The sequence below is a fragment of the Streptomyces sp. NBC_00122 genome (genome assembly GCF_045160845.1).
Lineage (GTDB): Bacteria > Actinomycetota > Actinomycetes > Streptomycetales > Streptomycetaceae > Streptomyces.
This window is the reverse complement of the sequence record NZ_CP108191.1, coordinates 5,538,786-5,553,797: the sequence shown is the minus strand read 5'-3', so window position 1 is coordinate 5,553,797 and position 15,012 is coordinate 5,538,786. Positions and strand designations below refer to the sequence as shown.

Here is a 15,012-nt window from a genome sequence, read left to right as displayed (position 1 = left end):
CGTCATACGCGGGCCTCCAGTGGCATGTCGAGGGTGAAGAGGGCTCCGCCGGACGGCCCGTTGCCGGCCCGGAGGGTGCCACCGTGCAGGCGGACGTTCTCCAGGGTGATGGCGAGTCCGAGGCCGCTGCCGGCGGAGCGGGTGCGGGCCGCGTCGGCCTTGAAGAAGCGGTCGAAGATGTGCGGCAGCACCTCCGGGGCGATGCCGGGCCCGCTGTCGGCGACGTCGATGAGCAGCCGTTCGCCGTCCTCGCCCGGTGCGGTCCGCACGGTGACGTGCACGGGGGCGCCGCCGTGCCGCAGGGCGTTGCCGACGAGGTTGGCGAGGACCACGTCGAAGCGGCGCGGATCGAGTCGGGCGCGTACCCCGTCCGGCAGGTCGGTGACGACGCGCTCGTCGTCCCAGTGGCGTCGTTCGAGGGTCTTGCGCACGGCTTCGGCGATGTCCACGTCGTCGAGGTTGAGTTCGGCGGCCCGGGCGTCGAAGCGGGAGATCTCCATCAGGTCCTCGACGAGGACGGCGAGTTTGCCGGTCTCGGCGCTCACCAGGCGCAGGGCCTTGGCGGTGTCGGCGTCGAGGCTCGCGGCGTCCTCGTCGAGGACCTCGGTCACGGCGAGCATTCCGGCGAGGGGCGTGCGCAGTTCGTGGGAGACGTCGGAGGCGAAGCGGCGGGCGCGGGTCTCCGCGTCCCGCAGCTCGCTCACCGACTGCTCCAGGGCGCGGGCGGTCTCGTTGAAGGTGCGGGCGAGTCCGGCGAGTTCGTCGGCGCCCCGGACCTCGATGCGGGTGTCGAGGCGGCCGCGGCCCAGCCGCTGGGCGGCCCGGCGCATGTCGCGGACCGGCCGCAGCACGCTGCGGGCGGCCAGCAGCGCGGGGATGATGGCGATGGCCAGCCCGGGGACGGCCCCCTGCTGAGCGGCTTTGACCATGGCCTCGACGGTCTGCTTCTCGGTGGAGAGCGGGACGCAGGCGAAGAAGACGACGCCGGTGGGTTCGGTGTAGCCGTTGTGACTGAAGAGGGCGGGCACGCCGACCGTGAGGTACGGGTTGCCGCGCTGGTCCTCGACGCGCTGGAAGGCCGTGTACCGGCTGCTGAGGACCTTCTCGCGCAGGCTGGCGGTGACCACGGTGGAGGTCGGCGAGGACGGGTTGGTGGAGGCGCGCAGGTCGCCGTACTCGGCGAAGAGGATCCACGGGTGGGGTTTGCCGCGCTTGCCGAGGTCGCTGACGATGCGCTGGAGTTCCTGCTGGTCCAGGGGAAGGCGGAACTCCTGCTGCTCGACCTGGTCCCGCAGGGTGCTGACGGCGGTGTCCTGGGTCTGCTTGAGGATGGCGTTACGCGCCTGCTGGTAGGTGAGGGCGGCCGTGCTCACCGCGCTGATCGCGGCGACCAGCAGGAAGGCCGCTATCAGCCGGGTGCGCAGCCCGAGCGGGGCTATGCGTCGCACCTCGCGCCTCCTACAGGGGACCGAAGCGGTAGCCGAAGCCACGCACGGTCTGGATGTAGCGGGGGCTCTTGTCGGGGTCCTCTATCTTGTGGCGCAGCCGGCGGACGCAGGCGTCCACGAGCCGGGCGTCGGCGTGGTAGCTGTGATCCCAGACGTACTCGAGGAGCTGCTGGCGGGAGAAGACCTGCTCGGGCGAGGCCGACAGGTGCAGCAGGAGCTTGATCTCGCTGGGGGCGAGGGCGACGCGATCACCGTTCTTGGCGACGGTCAGCCCGGCGCGGTCGATGGCGAGTTCGCCGTGGACCGCGACCTCGGGGCGGGCGCCCACGGGGTCGCTGAGCCTGCGCAGCACGGCCTTGATGCGGGCTTCTATGACCTCGGTGCGGGCGGGTTTGACTATGTAGTCGTCGGCTCCGGCCTCCAGGCCGATGACGATGTCGAAGTCGTCGCCGCGCGCGGTGAGCATGATGATCGGCACCTCGCTGGTCTCGCGGATGCGGTGGCAGACCTGAACACCGTTCATCCTGGGCAGCATCAGGTCGAGCAGGACGAGCTCGGGGCGGAAGCTCGCCATCAGGGCGAGCCCCTCCTCACCGGTCTCGGCGGCGCTCACCTCGTGGCCGCGGCGGCGCAGGCCGAGGCCCACCCCCTCACGGACGGAAGGGTCGTCCTCGATCAGCAGTACGCGTGGCATCCGGTCAGTATCCAAGGTGGTGCGGGGCTTGTCCTACCGCTGGCGGCCGACCTTGCGCCGCAGGGAGTCCAGCTGGTCGGTGATCTCCGTCAGGCGAAGCGGCCTGGCAAGGAGAACGACGACGACCATCAGGGATACGGTTCCCGCCCCGACCGCGGCGAAGTCCCCGAACCGCTCGGCGGCCCGGGCGGCCGCGTACCCGGCGGCGCCCGCCGGTGCGCAGGCGGTCAGCATCCGCAGGTGGGTGCGTACGGCACTCGCCCGCTTCTCGGTACGGGTGCCCGCGCGCGGGCCGAGCCTGCGGGCGAGGGTGTACGCGGTGACGGCGGCGCCCGCGGTGAAGGCGACGGAGGAGGCCGCGGCCATGCCGGTGACCGCCCAGCGCGGGGACAGCAGGAGGTAGGCGGCGCCCGAGAGCCCGGCGTTCAGGGCGGCGATGGTGAGGTTGAGGAAGAAGGGGGTGCGGGTGTCGGAGAGGGCGTAGAAGCCGCGCGAGAGCACGTACTGCGCGGAGAACGCGATCAGGCCGGGCGCGAACGCCATGAGCATGCCCGCCATGACCTCGATGTCGGCGGGACCGGTGACCCCGTACCCGAAGACGCTGCCCGTGACCCAGGGGGCGAGGGCGGCGAAGACCGCGGCGGCGGGGACGACGAGGGCGGCGCTGGAGCGCAGCGCGTAGGAGACGTCCGCGCGCACGGCGGCGAGGTCGCCGTCGGCCGCGGCCTCACTCATCCGGGGCATCAGGGCGGTCACGAGGGAGACGGTGATGATGCCCTGCGGGACGATCCACAGCTGGTAGGCGTTGCTGTAGGCGGTGTAGCCGACGCCCTCCGTGAGGCCCGCCTTGACGGCGAGGTCTCCGGTGGTGGTGGAGAGCCGGGTCACCACCCAGTAGGCGATCTGGTTGGTGAGGACGAGCATCACCAGCCAGCCCGCGTTGCGCAGCGGGCGGGTGAGACCGCTGCCGCGCCAGTCGAAGCGGGGGCGCCAGCGGAAGCGGGCGGCGCGCAGCGAGGGGATCAGGGCGAGGGCCTGGACGACGATGCCCGCGGTGGTTCCGATGCCGAGGAGCCGGGTCTCGGCGGCGGTGAGGCCGCCCGCCGCGTCGTGGGAGACGTAGAGGAAGAGCCCGAAGACGCCGATGATCACGACGTTGTTGAGGACCGGGGTCCACATCATCGCGCCGAACCGGCCGCGGGCGTTCAGTACCTGCCCGAGCAGGGTGAACAGGCCGTAGAAGAGGATCTGCGGGAGGCAGAACCGGGCCAGGGCGATGGTGGTGCTCTGCTGCGCCCCGCTGTAGGGGGTGTACACGCCGACGATGAGCGGGGTGGCGAGGACCGCGACGGCGGCGAGCAGGGCGAGTGCCGCGGTGCAGACGGTCAGCAGCCGGTCGGTGTACGCGGCCCCGCCGTCCTCGTGCTCCTTGGCGGCGCGTATGAGCTCGGGGACGAAGACGGCGTTGAGCGCGCCGCCGACGAGGAGCATGTAGATGATGTTCGGGACGGTGTTGGCGACGGCGTAGCTGTCGCCGAGCAGTCCGGTGCCCAGCGCCGCGACGACGACGGCGGAGCGGATGAAGCCGGTGGCGCGGGAGACGATCGATCCGACCGCCATGAGCGCGCCGCTGCGCAGCACCGAGGTCTTCTTCGGTGCCGCGTGATCGCCGTCGGCGCCACCGGCGCCCGCTGCGGCCGGCCTGGTGTCGGTGGCGGTCACCGGCGGGCGAGGTAGGCCTGGAACGCCTTGTAGAGCGCCATGTTGGTGTATCCGTCCATCGGGGTCTCCCACTCGCCGAGCGTCTCGACGACCTGTCCGCCGGTGCCGAGCTTCCAGCGCAGCAGCCCGAAGGAACGTTCGTCGGGGTCGAGGGTGGAGGGTACCCCGCGCATGTCGTACTCGTCGGCACCGAGGGCATGGGCGTCGCAGATCATGCGCCACTGCAGGGCGTTGCTGGGCCGGACGTCGCGGCGGTGGTCGGCGGAGGCACCGGTCTGGTACCAGACCCGGTTCCCGGCGACGATCATCGTGTGGGCGGCGAGGATCTCGCCCTGGTGGATGCCCAGGTAGAGCCGCATCCGGCCGGGCTCCTCGGCGTTGAGGGCCTCGTACTGCTGCTCGTAGTACGACAGGGAGCGGCCCAGCCGGAAGCCGTCGCGCTCCTCGGTGATGCGCAGCAGCCGGTAGAACTCGGGCAGGTCGGCGGTGGTGCCGACGACCGTCTCCACACCCGCCTTCGTGGCCTTGCGCACATTGCGCCGCCACTCCTGGTTCAGGCCCGACCACAGGTCGTCGAGGGTGCGGCCCGCCAGCGGCACCCGGAAGACGTGGCGGGGCTGGGCGTCGCCGTCGTCCTCGCCGCCGCAGCGCTTCCAGCCGCGAGTGCGCAGCCGGTCGGCGAGGGCGGCACCGATCGGGTCCACCTCGGTGGCCAGGACGTCAGAAATCTGCCGGCCGGGCCCGGCGGCGGACTTGGCGGTGGCCGCGTCCCAGCGCCGGTAGGCGGGGGTGGGGCCGATCCGGACCGCGAAGGCGCCGGCCGCCCTCAGGTGGCGCGTCAGCGGGGTCAGCCAGCGGTCGATGTGCGGATCGGACCAGTCGGCGACGGGACCCTCGGGGAGGTAGGCGAAGTATTTGCGGGTGCCGGGGAATTGGCGGTAGAGGACGAGTCCCACGCCCGCTATCTCACCGTCGGGGTAGTGCCATCCGACCCTTTCGGAGCGCCAAAGGTCCTTCACCTGGGCCCAGGAGGGGTACTGGAGGAAACTCGCCTGCCGGTGCCTCGAAAGGAAGCCCTGGTATTCCGGTAGGGACAGAGGGCGCATCGTCAGTTCCTGCTGCCACTGCTGGTGTTGCTGTGGGGTGGTCGCAAGCATGCACTGACTCTCACAGCCCTCCATGACCGAAGCGCGCGGCGATTGTGACCGGACGATGACCGTTTCGCTGCGGTCCACGTCACAACGGAAAGGACGGTCTGTTATCCGAATCGGGGAACCTAGAGTCGTCCTGTTCGCATCTAGATTTGCGAACGGTCATTGATGGAGGGGTTTTCGTTGAGCCGCATACGCCGCACCGCCATGGCGGGCACCGCACTTCTGACCGCCGCACTGACAGCCTGCTCGGGCGGGGGCGGTGACCAGGCCGGCAAGGACGGCAAGGCCGAGCTGAAGCCGAAGACGGACATGGCGGTCTCGGTGAATCTCGCGGGCGATCAGGTGAAGGCGGGCGAGCCGGTGACGGTGACCGTCGCCGAGGGCAAGCTGGCCCAGGTCAAGGTGACCGACGCCAAGGGCGCGGAGCTGCCGGGGAAGATAGCCGACGACGGCAGGACCTGGACCTCGGAGCGCAACGCCCCGCCCGGGGCGGAGTACAAGGTCGAGGCGCAGAACACCCAGAGCCAGAGCGCCACCACGCAGTTCAAGACCGGCGCCGCCGACAAGGTGAACAAGGTCTCGATCAACATCACCAAGGGCAGCACGGTGGGCGTGGCGATGCCCGTGTCGCTCGTCTTCGACAACCCGGTGACGAACAAGGCCGCGGTGGAGAAGCAGCTCAAGGTCACCAGCTCGGACAACACCGAGGGTTCCTGGGGCTGGATCAAGGACCACGACGGCAAGGACCGTGTCGACTGGCGGCCCAAGGACTACTGGAAGTCCGGCACGGACGTGAAGGTCGAGATGAACCTGAACGGCGTGGACTCCGGCAAGGGCGGCGGTCTTTTCGCCCGGGACTACAACACCGAGTTCAAGATCGGCAAGGACCGCCGGATCCAGGTCAGCCTCGACACCAAGAAGATGTCGGTGACCCAGGACGGCCAGGCCCTGAGGACGATCCCGATCTCGGCCGGCACTCCGGGCGGCAAGAAGGCCTCCTGGTCCGGAAAGATGGTGATCATGACCAAGGAGGGCACCATCCGGATGGACTCCCAGACGGTGGGCCTGGACAACGCCTACGACAAGATGGTCGATTACTCGATGCGGCTCACATGGTCCGGCATGTACGCGCACGCCGCCCCGTGGAACACCGGCAACTTCGGCCGGGCCAACAGCAGTTCCGGCTGCGTGGGGATGAGCGACGCCGACGCCAAGGAGTTCTTCGAGCAGTCCCAGGTCGGCGACTCCTTCGAGGTGGTCGGTGACGGCTCGAAGGGCCAGGCGGAGATCGGCAACGGCTACGGCGAGTGGAACCTGTCCTGGGACGCGTGGAAGGCGAAGAGCGCCCTGAACGGCGCCCCGCAGAACGGCTGACCTCTCCACTGACACGTATCAATCGTTACCAGCGTGTAACTTACTCACGGGTTACCTACGGTAATCCGCTCCCGTTACCGTCGGGTCACTCTGACAACCCGGCGTCCGCGAGGAGCGATTGATGAAACGCACCACCACCGTCGCAGCCGTGGCGGCCGTGCTGGTGGCAGCCGCCCTGGGCCTGGCCCCCCACCAGGCCCAGGCGGCTTCCGCTCCCTCCGCGGCAGCCGCCGACGGCGCCTCATCGGAACCGACTTTCCATGACATCCCCGGCTCCGGGGGCATCACCCTCAAGGGCAACGTCTTCACCCCCGGCGGCGCCGAGGCGGGCCGGAAGTACCCGCTGATCGTGCTCCCCAGCAGCTGGGGCCTGCCGCAGATCGAATACATCGCCCAGGCCAAGCAACTCGCCGACTCCGGCTACGTGGTGGTCAGCTACACCTCCCGCGGCTTCTGGCTCTCCGGCGGCCAGATCGAGGTGGCCGGCCCGCCGGACATCGCCGACGTCTCGGCCGTCATCGACTGGGCCCTGGCCAACTCCCCCGCCGACGCGGACCGCATCGGCCTCGGCGGGGTCTCGTACGGCGCGGGCATCAGCCTGCTGGCCTCGGCGCACGACCCGCGCGTCAAGGCGGTGGTCGCGATGAGCGGCTGGGCCGACATCATCGAGTCCATCTACTCCGGCCGCACCCAGCACCGCCAGGCCGCCGGGATGCTCGGCGCCGCCGGCTTCCTCACCGGCCGCCCCGGCCCCGAACTCCGGTCGATCCTCGGCGACTTCCTCGGCTCCCGGCTGGACCGGGAGCAGCAGATGATCGAGTGGGGCAAGAAGCGGTCGGCCGCCGAGCAGGTGGACCGGATCAACGCCAACGGCGCCGCGGTCATGCTCGGCAACGCCTGGGGTGACACCATCTTCCCGCCCAACCAGTACGCGGAGTTCTACGAGAAGCTGACCGGCCCCAAGCGCCTGGAGTTCCGCCCGGGCGACCACGCCACCGCCGAGGCCACCGGCCTGCTGGGCCTGCCCAACGACACCTGGACCAACGCCCACCGCTGGTTCGACCGCTATCTCAAGGGCGAGCGCAACGGCGTCGACACCGAGGCCCCGGTGCAGATCAAGTCCCGCAGCAACGACGCGTACGAGGGCTACGCCGACTGGAGGTCGGTCGGCGCGGGCGGCACCGAGAAGCTCATGCTCTCCGACAGCGAGCACCTCTTCGCCAATGTCGACTCCGGGGCCAACGGCGGGATCCTCTTCCTCTCCAGCATCCTCGACCAGCTGGCCCAGGCGCCCCCGAGGGCCTCCATCCCGCTGCTCCCCCGCGCCTTCGCCGCGGTCTGGCAGTCCGGGCGCTACGGCGAGGCGCGCCGGGTCCGCGGCACGGTCAAGGTCCACACCACGGTCACTCCCACCAAGGGCGACGGCACCTTCGTCGCGTACCTGTACGACGTCGGCCCGCTCGGCATCGGCAAGCTGGTCAGCAACGCCCCCTACACGTTCCACGGGCGCACTCCCGGGCAGGCCTTCGGCGCGGATCTGGAGCTGTTCTCCACCGCCTACGACGTGCCCGCGGGCCACCGGCTCGCCCTTGTCATCGACACGGTCGACCCGCTCTACATCGAGCACAACCCCACCGGCGCACAGCTGACCTTCTCCTCGCCGCACACCGATCCCAGTTACGTGTCGGTGCCGCTGCGCGAGCAGTGATCCGCGGCTGCTGCCGAGCGGGGTGGCCCTCGTGAGGGATCGGCGGGACCCCCTCAGTGCCTGAGGATCGTGACGTCCCCCAGCTCGATCAACGGATCGACGACCATGCGCTGCCCTGCCCACTTGTCGGTGTGTCGAGTCCAGGCAAACTATCCAGCCCGGGAAGGGCGCTTCCCCTCGACACGCCTAAAGGCGACATAAACATCCCGGCCGGTCACCCCTCGGAGGCCTCCGCGTACGCCTGGCTGAGCTCGGGGGATCCGGTCATCGCCCAGGACACCCCCGACTCGATCACGTTCAGCTCGCGGCCCGAGGCCAGCCGGATCACCGGCTGGCCGTTGGGCCACACCTGCCAGCCGGCTCCGGGGATGGTGCGGATGATCACGGTCCCGAGGTAGAAGCCTGCGTCGTTGCCGAGCCACGGCACGGCCTCCGGATCCCGCCGCCAGCGGGGCATCAGCTGGTCGAGTTCCTCCAACGAGGCCCGGCTCTCGTCGAGTTCGAGTCCGGCCGCCCTCGCCTGGTCGCGCAGCATCTCGCACTCCGAGAACAACGCGGCCACACCCTCGGGATCACCGGCGAAGGCGAGGGCGAGACCCGCACCCCGTTCCGTTTCGCGCCGGTTCAGCCAGTTGTCCAGGAAAGGGATGTTCATACTGACCAGCGTCGCACCAGGATCCGCCCCTGACCACAGGGCGCGCCTGGATCCGCCGGCCCGGATCCGGACCGCGGCTACCGGTCGAGATCCAGGTCCACGACGACCGGCGCGTGGTCGGACGCGCCCTTGCCCTTGCGTTCCTCGCGGTCGACGTAGGCGTCGGTGACGGCCTTGGCGAAGGGCTGGTTCCCGTACACCAGGTCGATTCGCATGCCCCTGTTCTTGGGGAAGGCGAGCTGGCGGTAGTCCCAGTACGTGTAGGGGCGGTCGTACTTGAGGGGACGCGGCAGCACGTCGGAGAGACCGGCGGCCCGCAGCGCCTCCAGAGCGGCGCGCTCGGCGGGGGTGACGTGGGTGAGGCCCTCGAAGACGGCCGGGTCGTAGACGTCCTCGTCGGTCGGGGCCACGTTGAAGTCGCCGAGCACCGCGAAGGGGCGGGGGCCCGCCGCGTCCTCGGCGACGGCCGTGGTCAGGGAGCGGAACCAGTCCAGCTTGTAGCCGTAGTGGTCGTGCTCGACCTCCCGGCCGTTGGGCACGTACACCGACCAGACGCGCACGCCGCCGCAGGTGGCGGAGATCGCGCGGGGCTCCTGGACCCCTTCGTAGTCGGGCCCGCCGGGCAGCCCCAGGACCACGTCGTCCAGGCCGACCTTGGAGAGCAGGGCGACGCCGTTCCACCGGCCGGTGGCGTTGACCGCCGACTCGTAGCCCAGCTCGCGCAGCTCGGCGTGCGGGAACTGCTCCGCGGAGCACTTGGTCTCCTGGATGCACAGGACATCGGTGCCGGAGCTCTCCAGCCAGGCCAGCAGGCGCGGAAGCCGGGCGGTGACGGAGTTGACGTTGAACGTGGCGATACGCATACGCCCCAACCTACCGCCCGGCACCGACAGTCACAGGTCGGCGGCTTCCCCGGCGGTGAGCCGGCCGTGGTCCGTGCCGCCCAGGCTGTCCAGGGCCATGTCGTAGATCGGCCGGGCGATGTCGGACAGGTACGCGTCGTGGATGTCGATGGCACGCCGCGGCTTGACCTCACGGAGGTAGTCGATCACCTCGGAGACCTTGTTCCAGGGGGCGTGCACGGGAAGCATCAGCGTCTCCACCGCCGCGTCGGGCACGGTCAGCGCGTCCCCGGGGTGGAACAGCGAACCCTCCACGAGGTAGCCGACGTTGGTGACCCGCGGGATGTCCGGGTGGATCACGGCGTGCAGCTCGCCGTGCACCTGGACCTCGAAGCCGGCGGCGGTGAAGGTGTCTCCGTGCCCGACCGTGTGCACCCGGCCCGGGTAGGCGGGGGCCAGCCTCTGCGCCACACTGCGCAGGGTCCACAGGCCCGCCGCCGGATTGGCGTCGAGGGCGGCCCGCAGCCGGCCCTCCTCGAAGTGGTCGGGGTGCTCGTGCGTGACCAGCAGGGCGTCCGCCCCCAGGCCCGCGTCCGGTTCGCTGAAGGCGCCCGGGTCGATGACGAGCGTGCGCCCGTCCTTCTCCAGCTGCACGCAGGAATGCAGCCGCTTGGTGAGCTTCATGATCCCAGGCTAAGGGCTGTCCCCACCGCTACGGGGTCGTCGTGGACACCACGTAGACCTTGGGGTGCTCGGGGTCCGTGAGGTCGACGGTGACGTCCCGGGTGGGGCGCGGGTCCGGCTGCTCCAGCGTGATCCCGTCCCAGGTGCCCTCCGGGTTCCAGTTCCAGCCCGCGACCTCGGTGTCGTGCGGGGAGATCGAGACCCCGGGGGTCAGCGCGTCCCGGCTGGTGCCGAGGTCGGCCAGGAAGGCGTCCAGGTCGGCGGGGGTGACCGCCATCTGCGTGAACAGCCGGCTCGTGCGCCAGTTGTTTGTCTCCAGGAACCCGACCCGCCAGGCCTTGGGCGGGATCGGGACCTCGTAGATGCTGCGCTGCACCTTCGAGGGCCAGCCGGGACGCACCTTGGACGCGCCGATCCGGGCGGCCTTGTCGCGGCCGCTCTCGCGGCTCTGCTGGGTGGAGACCCCGAGGTAACCGGCGGGTACGCCGATCAGCAGCAGGATGATGATCGCGGTGATCCAGCGGCGCTTGACGACGTGCCCGCGGTCTTCGGCGGCTGGCGGCGGGGCACCGCCCTCGTCGGGGGCGGACGCCTGGTGGGGCAGGGTGGGCGGGGTCACTGCTCGTTCTGGTCCTTGGAGTCCGTGGGGCCGGTGGCATCGCGCCGGCCCAGCTGCGCGTAGCGCTCGTAGCGTTCGACCCGGCGGCGTGTGGCGCGGCGGAAGCGGCGGGCGACGAGCCTGGCGAGGTCGGCCGCTCCGACCATACCTGCCTCGGGGCCGAGCTCGGCCTTGGCGATCCGGGCCTCGGGGCGGTAGCCACGACCGGTGAGGTGGCGGCGGAAGGCGTCCCGGGCGGGGCCGATCAGCAGGTCGTCGGCGGCGCTGACGCCGCCGCCGATGACGAAGCAGGACGGGTCGAGGGCGGCGGCGAGGTTGGCGATGCCGACGCCGAGCCACTGGCCGATGTCCTGGAGCAGCTCGACGCACATGGCGTCGCCCTCGCGGGCCAGCTCGGTGATCAGCGGCCCGGTGATCTCGTGGACGTTGCCGCCGACCCTGGCGATGATGTTGTACGCGACCGGGGAGTCGGCCGCGGCGAGCTCGCGGGCCTCGCGCACCAGGGCGTTGCCGGAGCTGTACTGCTCCCAGCAGCCGCGGTTGCCGCAGGGGCAGCGGTGGCCGCCGGGGACGACCTGCATGTGGCCGAACTCGCCGGCGACCCCGTACCGGCCGCGCTTGACCTGGCCGCCTTCGAGGATGGCCCCGCCGATGCCGGTGCCGAGGGTGATCATGACGAGGTGGTCCTCGCCGCGCCCGGCGCCGAAGCGCCATTCCGCCCACGCCGCGGTGTTGGCATCGTTGTCGACCATGACCGGCACCGCGAGCCGGGACTGGAGGGCGTCGCGCAGCGGCTCGTCGCGCCAGGCCAGGTGGGGCGCGAAGAGGACGCGGGAGCGGTCGGCGTCGACCCAGCCGGCCGCCCCGATGCCCACCGCGTGCACGTCGTGCCGGTCGGAGAGGTCCAGGACCAGCTCGACGATGGTGTCCTCGACGACCTTGGGGCTCTTGGACTTGTCCGGCGTCTCGGCGCGGATCTTCTCCAGGATGACGCCGTCGGCGTCGACGACGCCGGCCATGACCTTGGTGCCGCCGATGTCGATGCCGACGGTCGGGACCCGCGGGGCGGTCAGGTGAGACCGGCGCTCACGGGTCCCGATGGTCCGCAGGACGGTGCCTCGCGCCGCCCCCCGGTGGGCGAGCGTGAAGTCCCGGTACGTGCTCATCGAGTCGTGTCGCCCTTGTCGGAGGAAGTGGAGCCGGAAGCGGAGTCGGTGGCGGAGCCGGATTCCGGATCGGCTGCGCCGGATGCGGCGCCTGGGCCCGATTCTGCCACTCGCTCCAGTTCGTGGCTCAGTTCGTCCAGCTCGGAACCGCCCGCCATCTGCCGGGTGAGCTCGTCCAGGGTGATCGAGTCGCGGGTGTGGCTGCCCGCCATGGTGCCGCGTTTGAGGAGCACGAACCGGTCGCCGACCAGGTGGGCGTGGTGCGGGTTGTGGGTGATCAGCACCACGCCGAGGCCCGCGTCGCGGGCGGCGGCGACGTACTTGAGGACCACGCCGGACTGCTTGACGCCGAGCGCGGCGGTCGGCTCGTCGAGCACGAGGACCTTCGCACCGAAGTGGACGGCGCGGGCGATGGCCACGCACTGCCGCTCGCCGCCGGACAGGGTTCCGATGGGCTGGTCGACGTCGCGCAGGTCGATGCCCATGCGCAGCAGCTCGGCGCGGGTGGTCCGCCGCATGTGGCCCACGTCGAGGCGGCGCAGCGGGCCGCGGCCCTTGGTCGGCTCGGACCCGAGGAAGAAGTTCCGCCATACGGGCATGAGCGGGACGACGGCGAGGTCCTGGTAGACGGTGGCGATGCCGCGGTCGAGGGCCGCGCGGGGATTGGCGAGCACGGTCTCCTCCCCCTCGATCTCGAAGGTGCCGGCGTCGTGCTGGTGCAGCCCCGCGATGATCTTGATGAGGGTGGACTTTCCGGCGCCGTTGTCGCCGAGGACACAGGTGATCTCGCCCGCCGCGACCTCCAGGGAGACCCCTTGGAGGGCGCGGATGTTTCCGTAGTACTTGCTGACCTCGGTCAGCTTCACCAGGGGCGTCGCGCCGTTCGTCGTCACTTGCTCTCCTCCGCCCGCTTGCGGACCCATGCGTTGAGCAGCGTCGCGAGCAGGAGCATCGCGCCCAGGAAGAACTTGAACCAGTCCGGGTTCCACTGGGCGTAGACGATGCCGTTGCTGGTCATGCCGAAGATGAAGGCGCCGACCGCCGAGCCGATGGCGGAGCCGTAGCCGCCGGTCATCAGGCAGCCGCCGATGACGGCCGCGATGATGTAGAGGAACTCGTTGCCGACGCCCTCGCCCGACTGGACCACGTCGAACGAGAAGAGGATGTGCTGGCCGGAGATCCACGCGCACAGGGCGACGCCCATGTAGAGGCCGATACGGGTCTTCACGACCGGGACGCCGGTCGCGCGGGCCGCGTCGGCTCCGCCGCCCACCGCGAAGATCCAGTTCCCGGCGCGGGTGCGCAGCAGGATCCAGGTGGCGACGGCGACCAGGGCCAGCCACCACAGGACGGTGACCTTCAGGGTGACCGAGCCGATGTTCCACTGCGAGGCGAAGAGGGCGCGCGCGGAGCTGAAGCCCTCCATGTCGGCGATGCTCTTGGTGGAGACCGATCCGCTGATCAGCTTGGTGAAGCCGAGGTTCAGGCCGGTCAGCATCAGGAAGGTGCCGAGCGTGATGATGAAGCTGGGCAGCTTGGTACGGGTCAGCATGACGCCGTTGAAGAGGCCGATGGCCAGGGTGACCAGCAGCGACACCAGGACGCCGACCCAGACGTTGGCGGTCATCTGGTAGCTGAACATCGAGGCGACCAGCGCCGAGGTCGTGACCATGACACCCGCGGAAAGGTCGAACTCGCCGCCGATCATCAGCAGGGCCACCGGGACGGCCATGATCCCGATGGTGGAGGCCGAGTACAGCACGGTGCTGAGGCTGGAGGCCTGCAGGAAGCTGGGGGCGGCGAAGGAGAAGAAGACGAAGACGGCGGCCGCGCCGACCACGGCGCCCAGCTCCGGGCGGCCCAGCAGCCTGCGGACCAGGGAGGTGGGCGCGAGGCGTTCGTCCGCGGCGGCGGCGCTCATCGGGTGCCCCGCTTGATGAACTCCTCCAGCTTGGCCGACTCGGCGGCCGTGACGATCTGGGGCCCGGTGAGCACCGGGCGGCCACCGCCGAGCACGTCCGCGTTGTAGCGGTAGAGCCAGAGCAGGTCGATCGCCTCGTAGCCCTGGAGGTAGGGCTGCTGGTCGACGGCGAAGCCGAGGGCTCCGGACTTCAGGTCGCGGGCGACGGATTCGTTGAGGTCGAAGGTGTCCACCTCGGCCTTGCTGCCCGCCGCGTCCTTCGCCTTGACCGCGGTGGGGGCGAAGGGCGCACCGAGCGTGACGATCGCGTCGACCGAGGGGTCCGCCTGGAGCTTGGCCTGGATGGCCGCCTGGACGGAGGGCATGTTGGTGCCCTCGACGTACAGGTTCTCCATGACGCCACCGGACCCACCGAACGTTCTCTTCGCCCCGGCGCAGCGCTGCTCGTGGCCCACGTTGCCCTGCTCGTGCAGGACGCAGACGGCCTTCTTCTTCCCTCGCTCGGTCAGCTCGCTGCCGACCGCCTCGCCCGCGATCTCCTCGTCCTGGCCGATGTGGGTCAGTGCCCCGTAGGCGGCGGACTGGGCGGAGCCGGAATTGACCGTGACCACCGGGATGCCGGCCTTGACGGCCTTGGCGATGACGTCCTTGAGCGCTTCCGGCTTGGCGAGGCTCACGATGATCCCGTCGACCTTCTGGTCGATGGCGTTCTGCACGAACTGCGCCTGCTGCTGCGCCTGGTCGTCGTGGGCGTAGACGAAGTTGATGTTGTCCTTCGCCGCGGCCTCCTTGGCGCCCTTCTGGACGATGTCCCAGAAGGTGTCGCCGTCACCCGCGTGCGTGACCATCGCGAAGGTCCAGCGCGGGGTGGACACGGCCGGCCGGCCCGCCGCGGCGGCCTTCGCCCGGTCCTCGGCGCGCTTGCCTCCGGTGCTGCTGCAGCCCGCGAGCGAGGCCCCCAGTACCGCCGCGAGCACGGCGCCCACGACGCGTACCCCTGTCCGAACCCTAGCCACGTCGCCGCG

General features: G+C 70.5%; 14 protein-coding genes. 2 read left to right on the top strand and 12 right to left on the bottom strand.

Features of this window, described 5'->3' with window-relative positions; translation table 11 throughout:
• Positions 1-2: 2 nt before the first annotated feature.
• The 4 genes from OG737_RS25640 to OG737_RS25625 are packed head-to-tail and all read right to left on the bottom strand — an operon-like array spanning position 3 to position 4,970.
• Positions 3-1,448, bottom strand: a complete 1,446-nt coding sequence (locus tag OG737_RS25640) for a HAMP domain-containing sensor histidine kinase (protein ID WP_328928546.1) — start codon at positions 1,446-1,448, stop codon at positions 3-5.
• 10 nt (positions 1,449-1,458) lie between these two features.
• The gene (locus OG737_RS25635; RefSeq protein WP_328928545.1) at positions 1,459-2,142 is read right to left on the bottom strand and encodes a response regulator transcription factor; all 684 of its coding nucleotides are present in this window, start codon (positions 2,140-2,142) and stop codon (positions 1,459-1,461) included.
• Positions 2,143-2,175: 33 nt separating this feature from the next.
• Complete coding sequence (murJ, locus tag OG737_RS25630) at positions 2,176-3,864, bottom strand: murein biosynthesis integral membrane protein MurJ (protein ID WP_405922033.1); 1,689 nt, start codon at positions 3,862-3,864, stop codon at positions 2,176-2,178.
• Positions 3,861-4,970: a peptidoglycan bridge formation glycyltransferase FemA/FemB family protein gene (locus tag OG737_RS25625; protein WP_328930474.1), complete on the bottom strand. Its 1,110-nt coding sequence runs from the start codon at positions 4,968-4,970 to the stop codon at positions 3,861-3,863. The genes murJ and OG737_RS25625 overlap by 4 nt, the downstream gene beginning before the upstream one ends.
• 252 nt (positions 4,971-5,222) lie before the next feature.
• Between OG737_RS25625 and OG737_RS25620 the strand changes: the two genes are divergently transcribed.
• Together OG737_RS25620 and OG737_RS25615 are read left to right on the top strand one after the other, a co-directional pair.
• A complete protein-coding gene (locus OG737_RS25620) occupies positions 5,223-6,392 on the top strand; it encodes an Ig-like domain-containing protein (protein WP_328930473.1) in 1,170 nt (389 codons plus the stop codon).
• 121 nt (positions 6,393-6,513) lie between these two features.
• Entirely contained in the window at positions 6,514-8,100 is a 1,587-nt protein-coding gene (locus OG737_RS25615) for a CocE/NonD family hydrolase (protein ID WP_328928544.1), read from the top strand.
• A gap of 214 nt (positions 8,101-8,314) precedes the next feature.
• On the opposite strand, the gene OG737_RS25610 is transcribed toward OG737_RS25615, so the two are convergent.
• The 8 genes from OG737_RS25610 to OG737_RS25575 all read right to left on the bottom strand — a co-directional run bounded on the left by OG737_RS25610 (position 8,315) and on the right by OG737_RS25575 (position 15,003).
• Positions 8,315-8,755 carry a DUF6278 family protein gene (locus tag OG737_RS25610; protein ID WP_328928543.1) on the bottom strand — a complete coding sequence of 147 codons (441 nt, stop codon included), beginning with the start codon at positions 8,753-8,755 and terminating at the stop codon, positions 8,315-8,317.
• A gap of 77 nt (positions 8,756-8,832) precedes the next feature.
• A complete protein-coding gene (locus OG737_RS25605; RefSeq protein ID WP_328928542.1) occupies positions 8,833-9,618 on the bottom strand; it encodes an exodeoxyribonuclease III in 786 nt (261 codons plus the stop codon).
• Positions 9,619-9,648: 30 nt separating this feature from the next.
• Positions 9,649-10,281, bottom strand: a complete 633-nt coding sequence (locus tag OG737_RS25600) for an MBL fold metallo-hydrolase (RefSeq protein ID WP_328928541.1) — start codon at positions 10,279-10,281, stop codon at positions 9,649-9,651.
• 28 nt (positions 10,282-10,309) lie between these two features.
• The gene (locus OG737_RS25595) at positions 10,310-10,900 is read right to left on the bottom strand and encodes a hypothetical protein (protein WP_328928540.1); all 591 of its coding nucleotides are present in this window, start codon (positions 10,898-10,900) and stop codon (positions 10,310-10,312) included.
• A complete protein-coding gene (locus tag OG737_RS25590; RefSeq protein ID WP_328928539.1) occupies positions 10,897-12,066 on the bottom strand; it encodes an ROK family glucokinase in 1,170 nt (389 codons plus the stop codon). Before OG737_RS25590 ends, OG737_RS25595 begins: the two co-directional genes overlap by 4 nt.
• Positions 12,063-12,989 (bottom strand): ATP-binding cassette domain-containing protein, encoded by a 927-nt coding sequence (locus tag OG737_RS25585; protein WP_328928538.1) that lies wholly within the window; start codon positions 12,987-12,989, stop codon positions 12,063-12,065. The genes OG737_RS25590 and OG737_RS25585 overlap by 4 nt, the downstream gene beginning before the upstream one ends.
• On the bottom strand, positions 12,956-13,987 hold the full coding sequence (locus tag OG737_RS25580; RefSeq protein WP_405922032.1) for an ABC transporter permease: 1,032 nt from the start codon (positions 13,985-13,987) through the stop codon (positions 12,956-12,958). Before OG737_RS25580 ends, OG737_RS25585 begins: the two co-directional genes overlap by 34 nt.
• The gene (locus OG737_RS25575; RefSeq protein WP_328928536.1) at positions 13,984-15,003 is read right to left on the bottom strand and encodes a sugar ABC transporter substrate-binding protein; all 1,020 of its coding nucleotides are present in this window, start codon (positions 15,001-15,003) and stop codon (positions 13,984-13,986) included. Before OG737_RS25575 ends, OG737_RS25580 begins: the two co-directional genes overlap by 4 nt.
• Between the last annotated feature and the right edge of the window lie 9 nt (positions 15,004-15,012).

What these genes read in the sequence shown, in the direction of transcription:
- OG737_RS25635 (WP_328928545.1), bottom strand. Translation starts at nt 2,142, where the DNA reads ATGCCACGCGTACTGCTGATCGAGGACGACCCTTCCGTCCGTGAGGGG.
- OG737_RS25625 (WP_328930474.1), bottom strand. Translation starts at nt 4,970, where the DNA reads ATGCGCCCTCTGTCCCTACCGGAATACCAGGGCTTCCTTTCGAGGCAC.
- OG737_RS25620 (WP_328930473.1), top strand. Translation starts at nt 5,223, where the DNA reads ATGGCGGGCACCGCACTTCTGACCGCCGCACTGACAGCCTGCTCGGGC.
- OG737_RS25615 (WP_328928544.1), top strand. Translation starts at nt 6,514, where the DNA reads ATGAAACGCACCACCACCGTCGCAGCCGTGGCGGCCGTGCTGGTGGCA.
- OG737_RS25610 (WP_328928543.1), bottom strand. Translation starts at nt 8,755, where the DNA reads ATGAACATCCCTTTCCTGGACAACTGGCTGAACCGGCGCGAAACGGAA.
- OG737_RS25605 (WP_328928542.1), bottom strand. Translation starts at nt 9,618, where the DNA reads ATGCGTATCGCCACGTTCAACGTCAACTCCGTCACCGCCCGGCTTCCG.
- OG737_RS25600 (WP_328928541.1), bottom strand. Translation starts at nt 10,281, where the DNA reads ATGAAGCTCACCAAGCGGCTGCATTCCTGCGTGCAGCTGGAGAAGGAC.
- OG737_RS25590 (WP_328928539.1), bottom strand. Translation starts at nt 12,066, where the DNA reads ATGAGCACGTACCGGGACTTCACGCTCGCCCACCGGGGGGCGGCGCGA.
- OG737_RS25585 (WP_328928538.1), bottom strand. Translation starts at nt 12,989, where the DNA reads ATGGGTCCGCAAGCGGGCGGAGGAGAGCAAGTGACGACGAACGGCGCG.
- OG737_RS25580 (WP_405922032.1), bottom strand. Translation starts at nt 13,987, where the DNA reads ATGAGCGCCGCCGCCGCGGACGAACGCCTCGCGCCCACCTCCCTGGTC.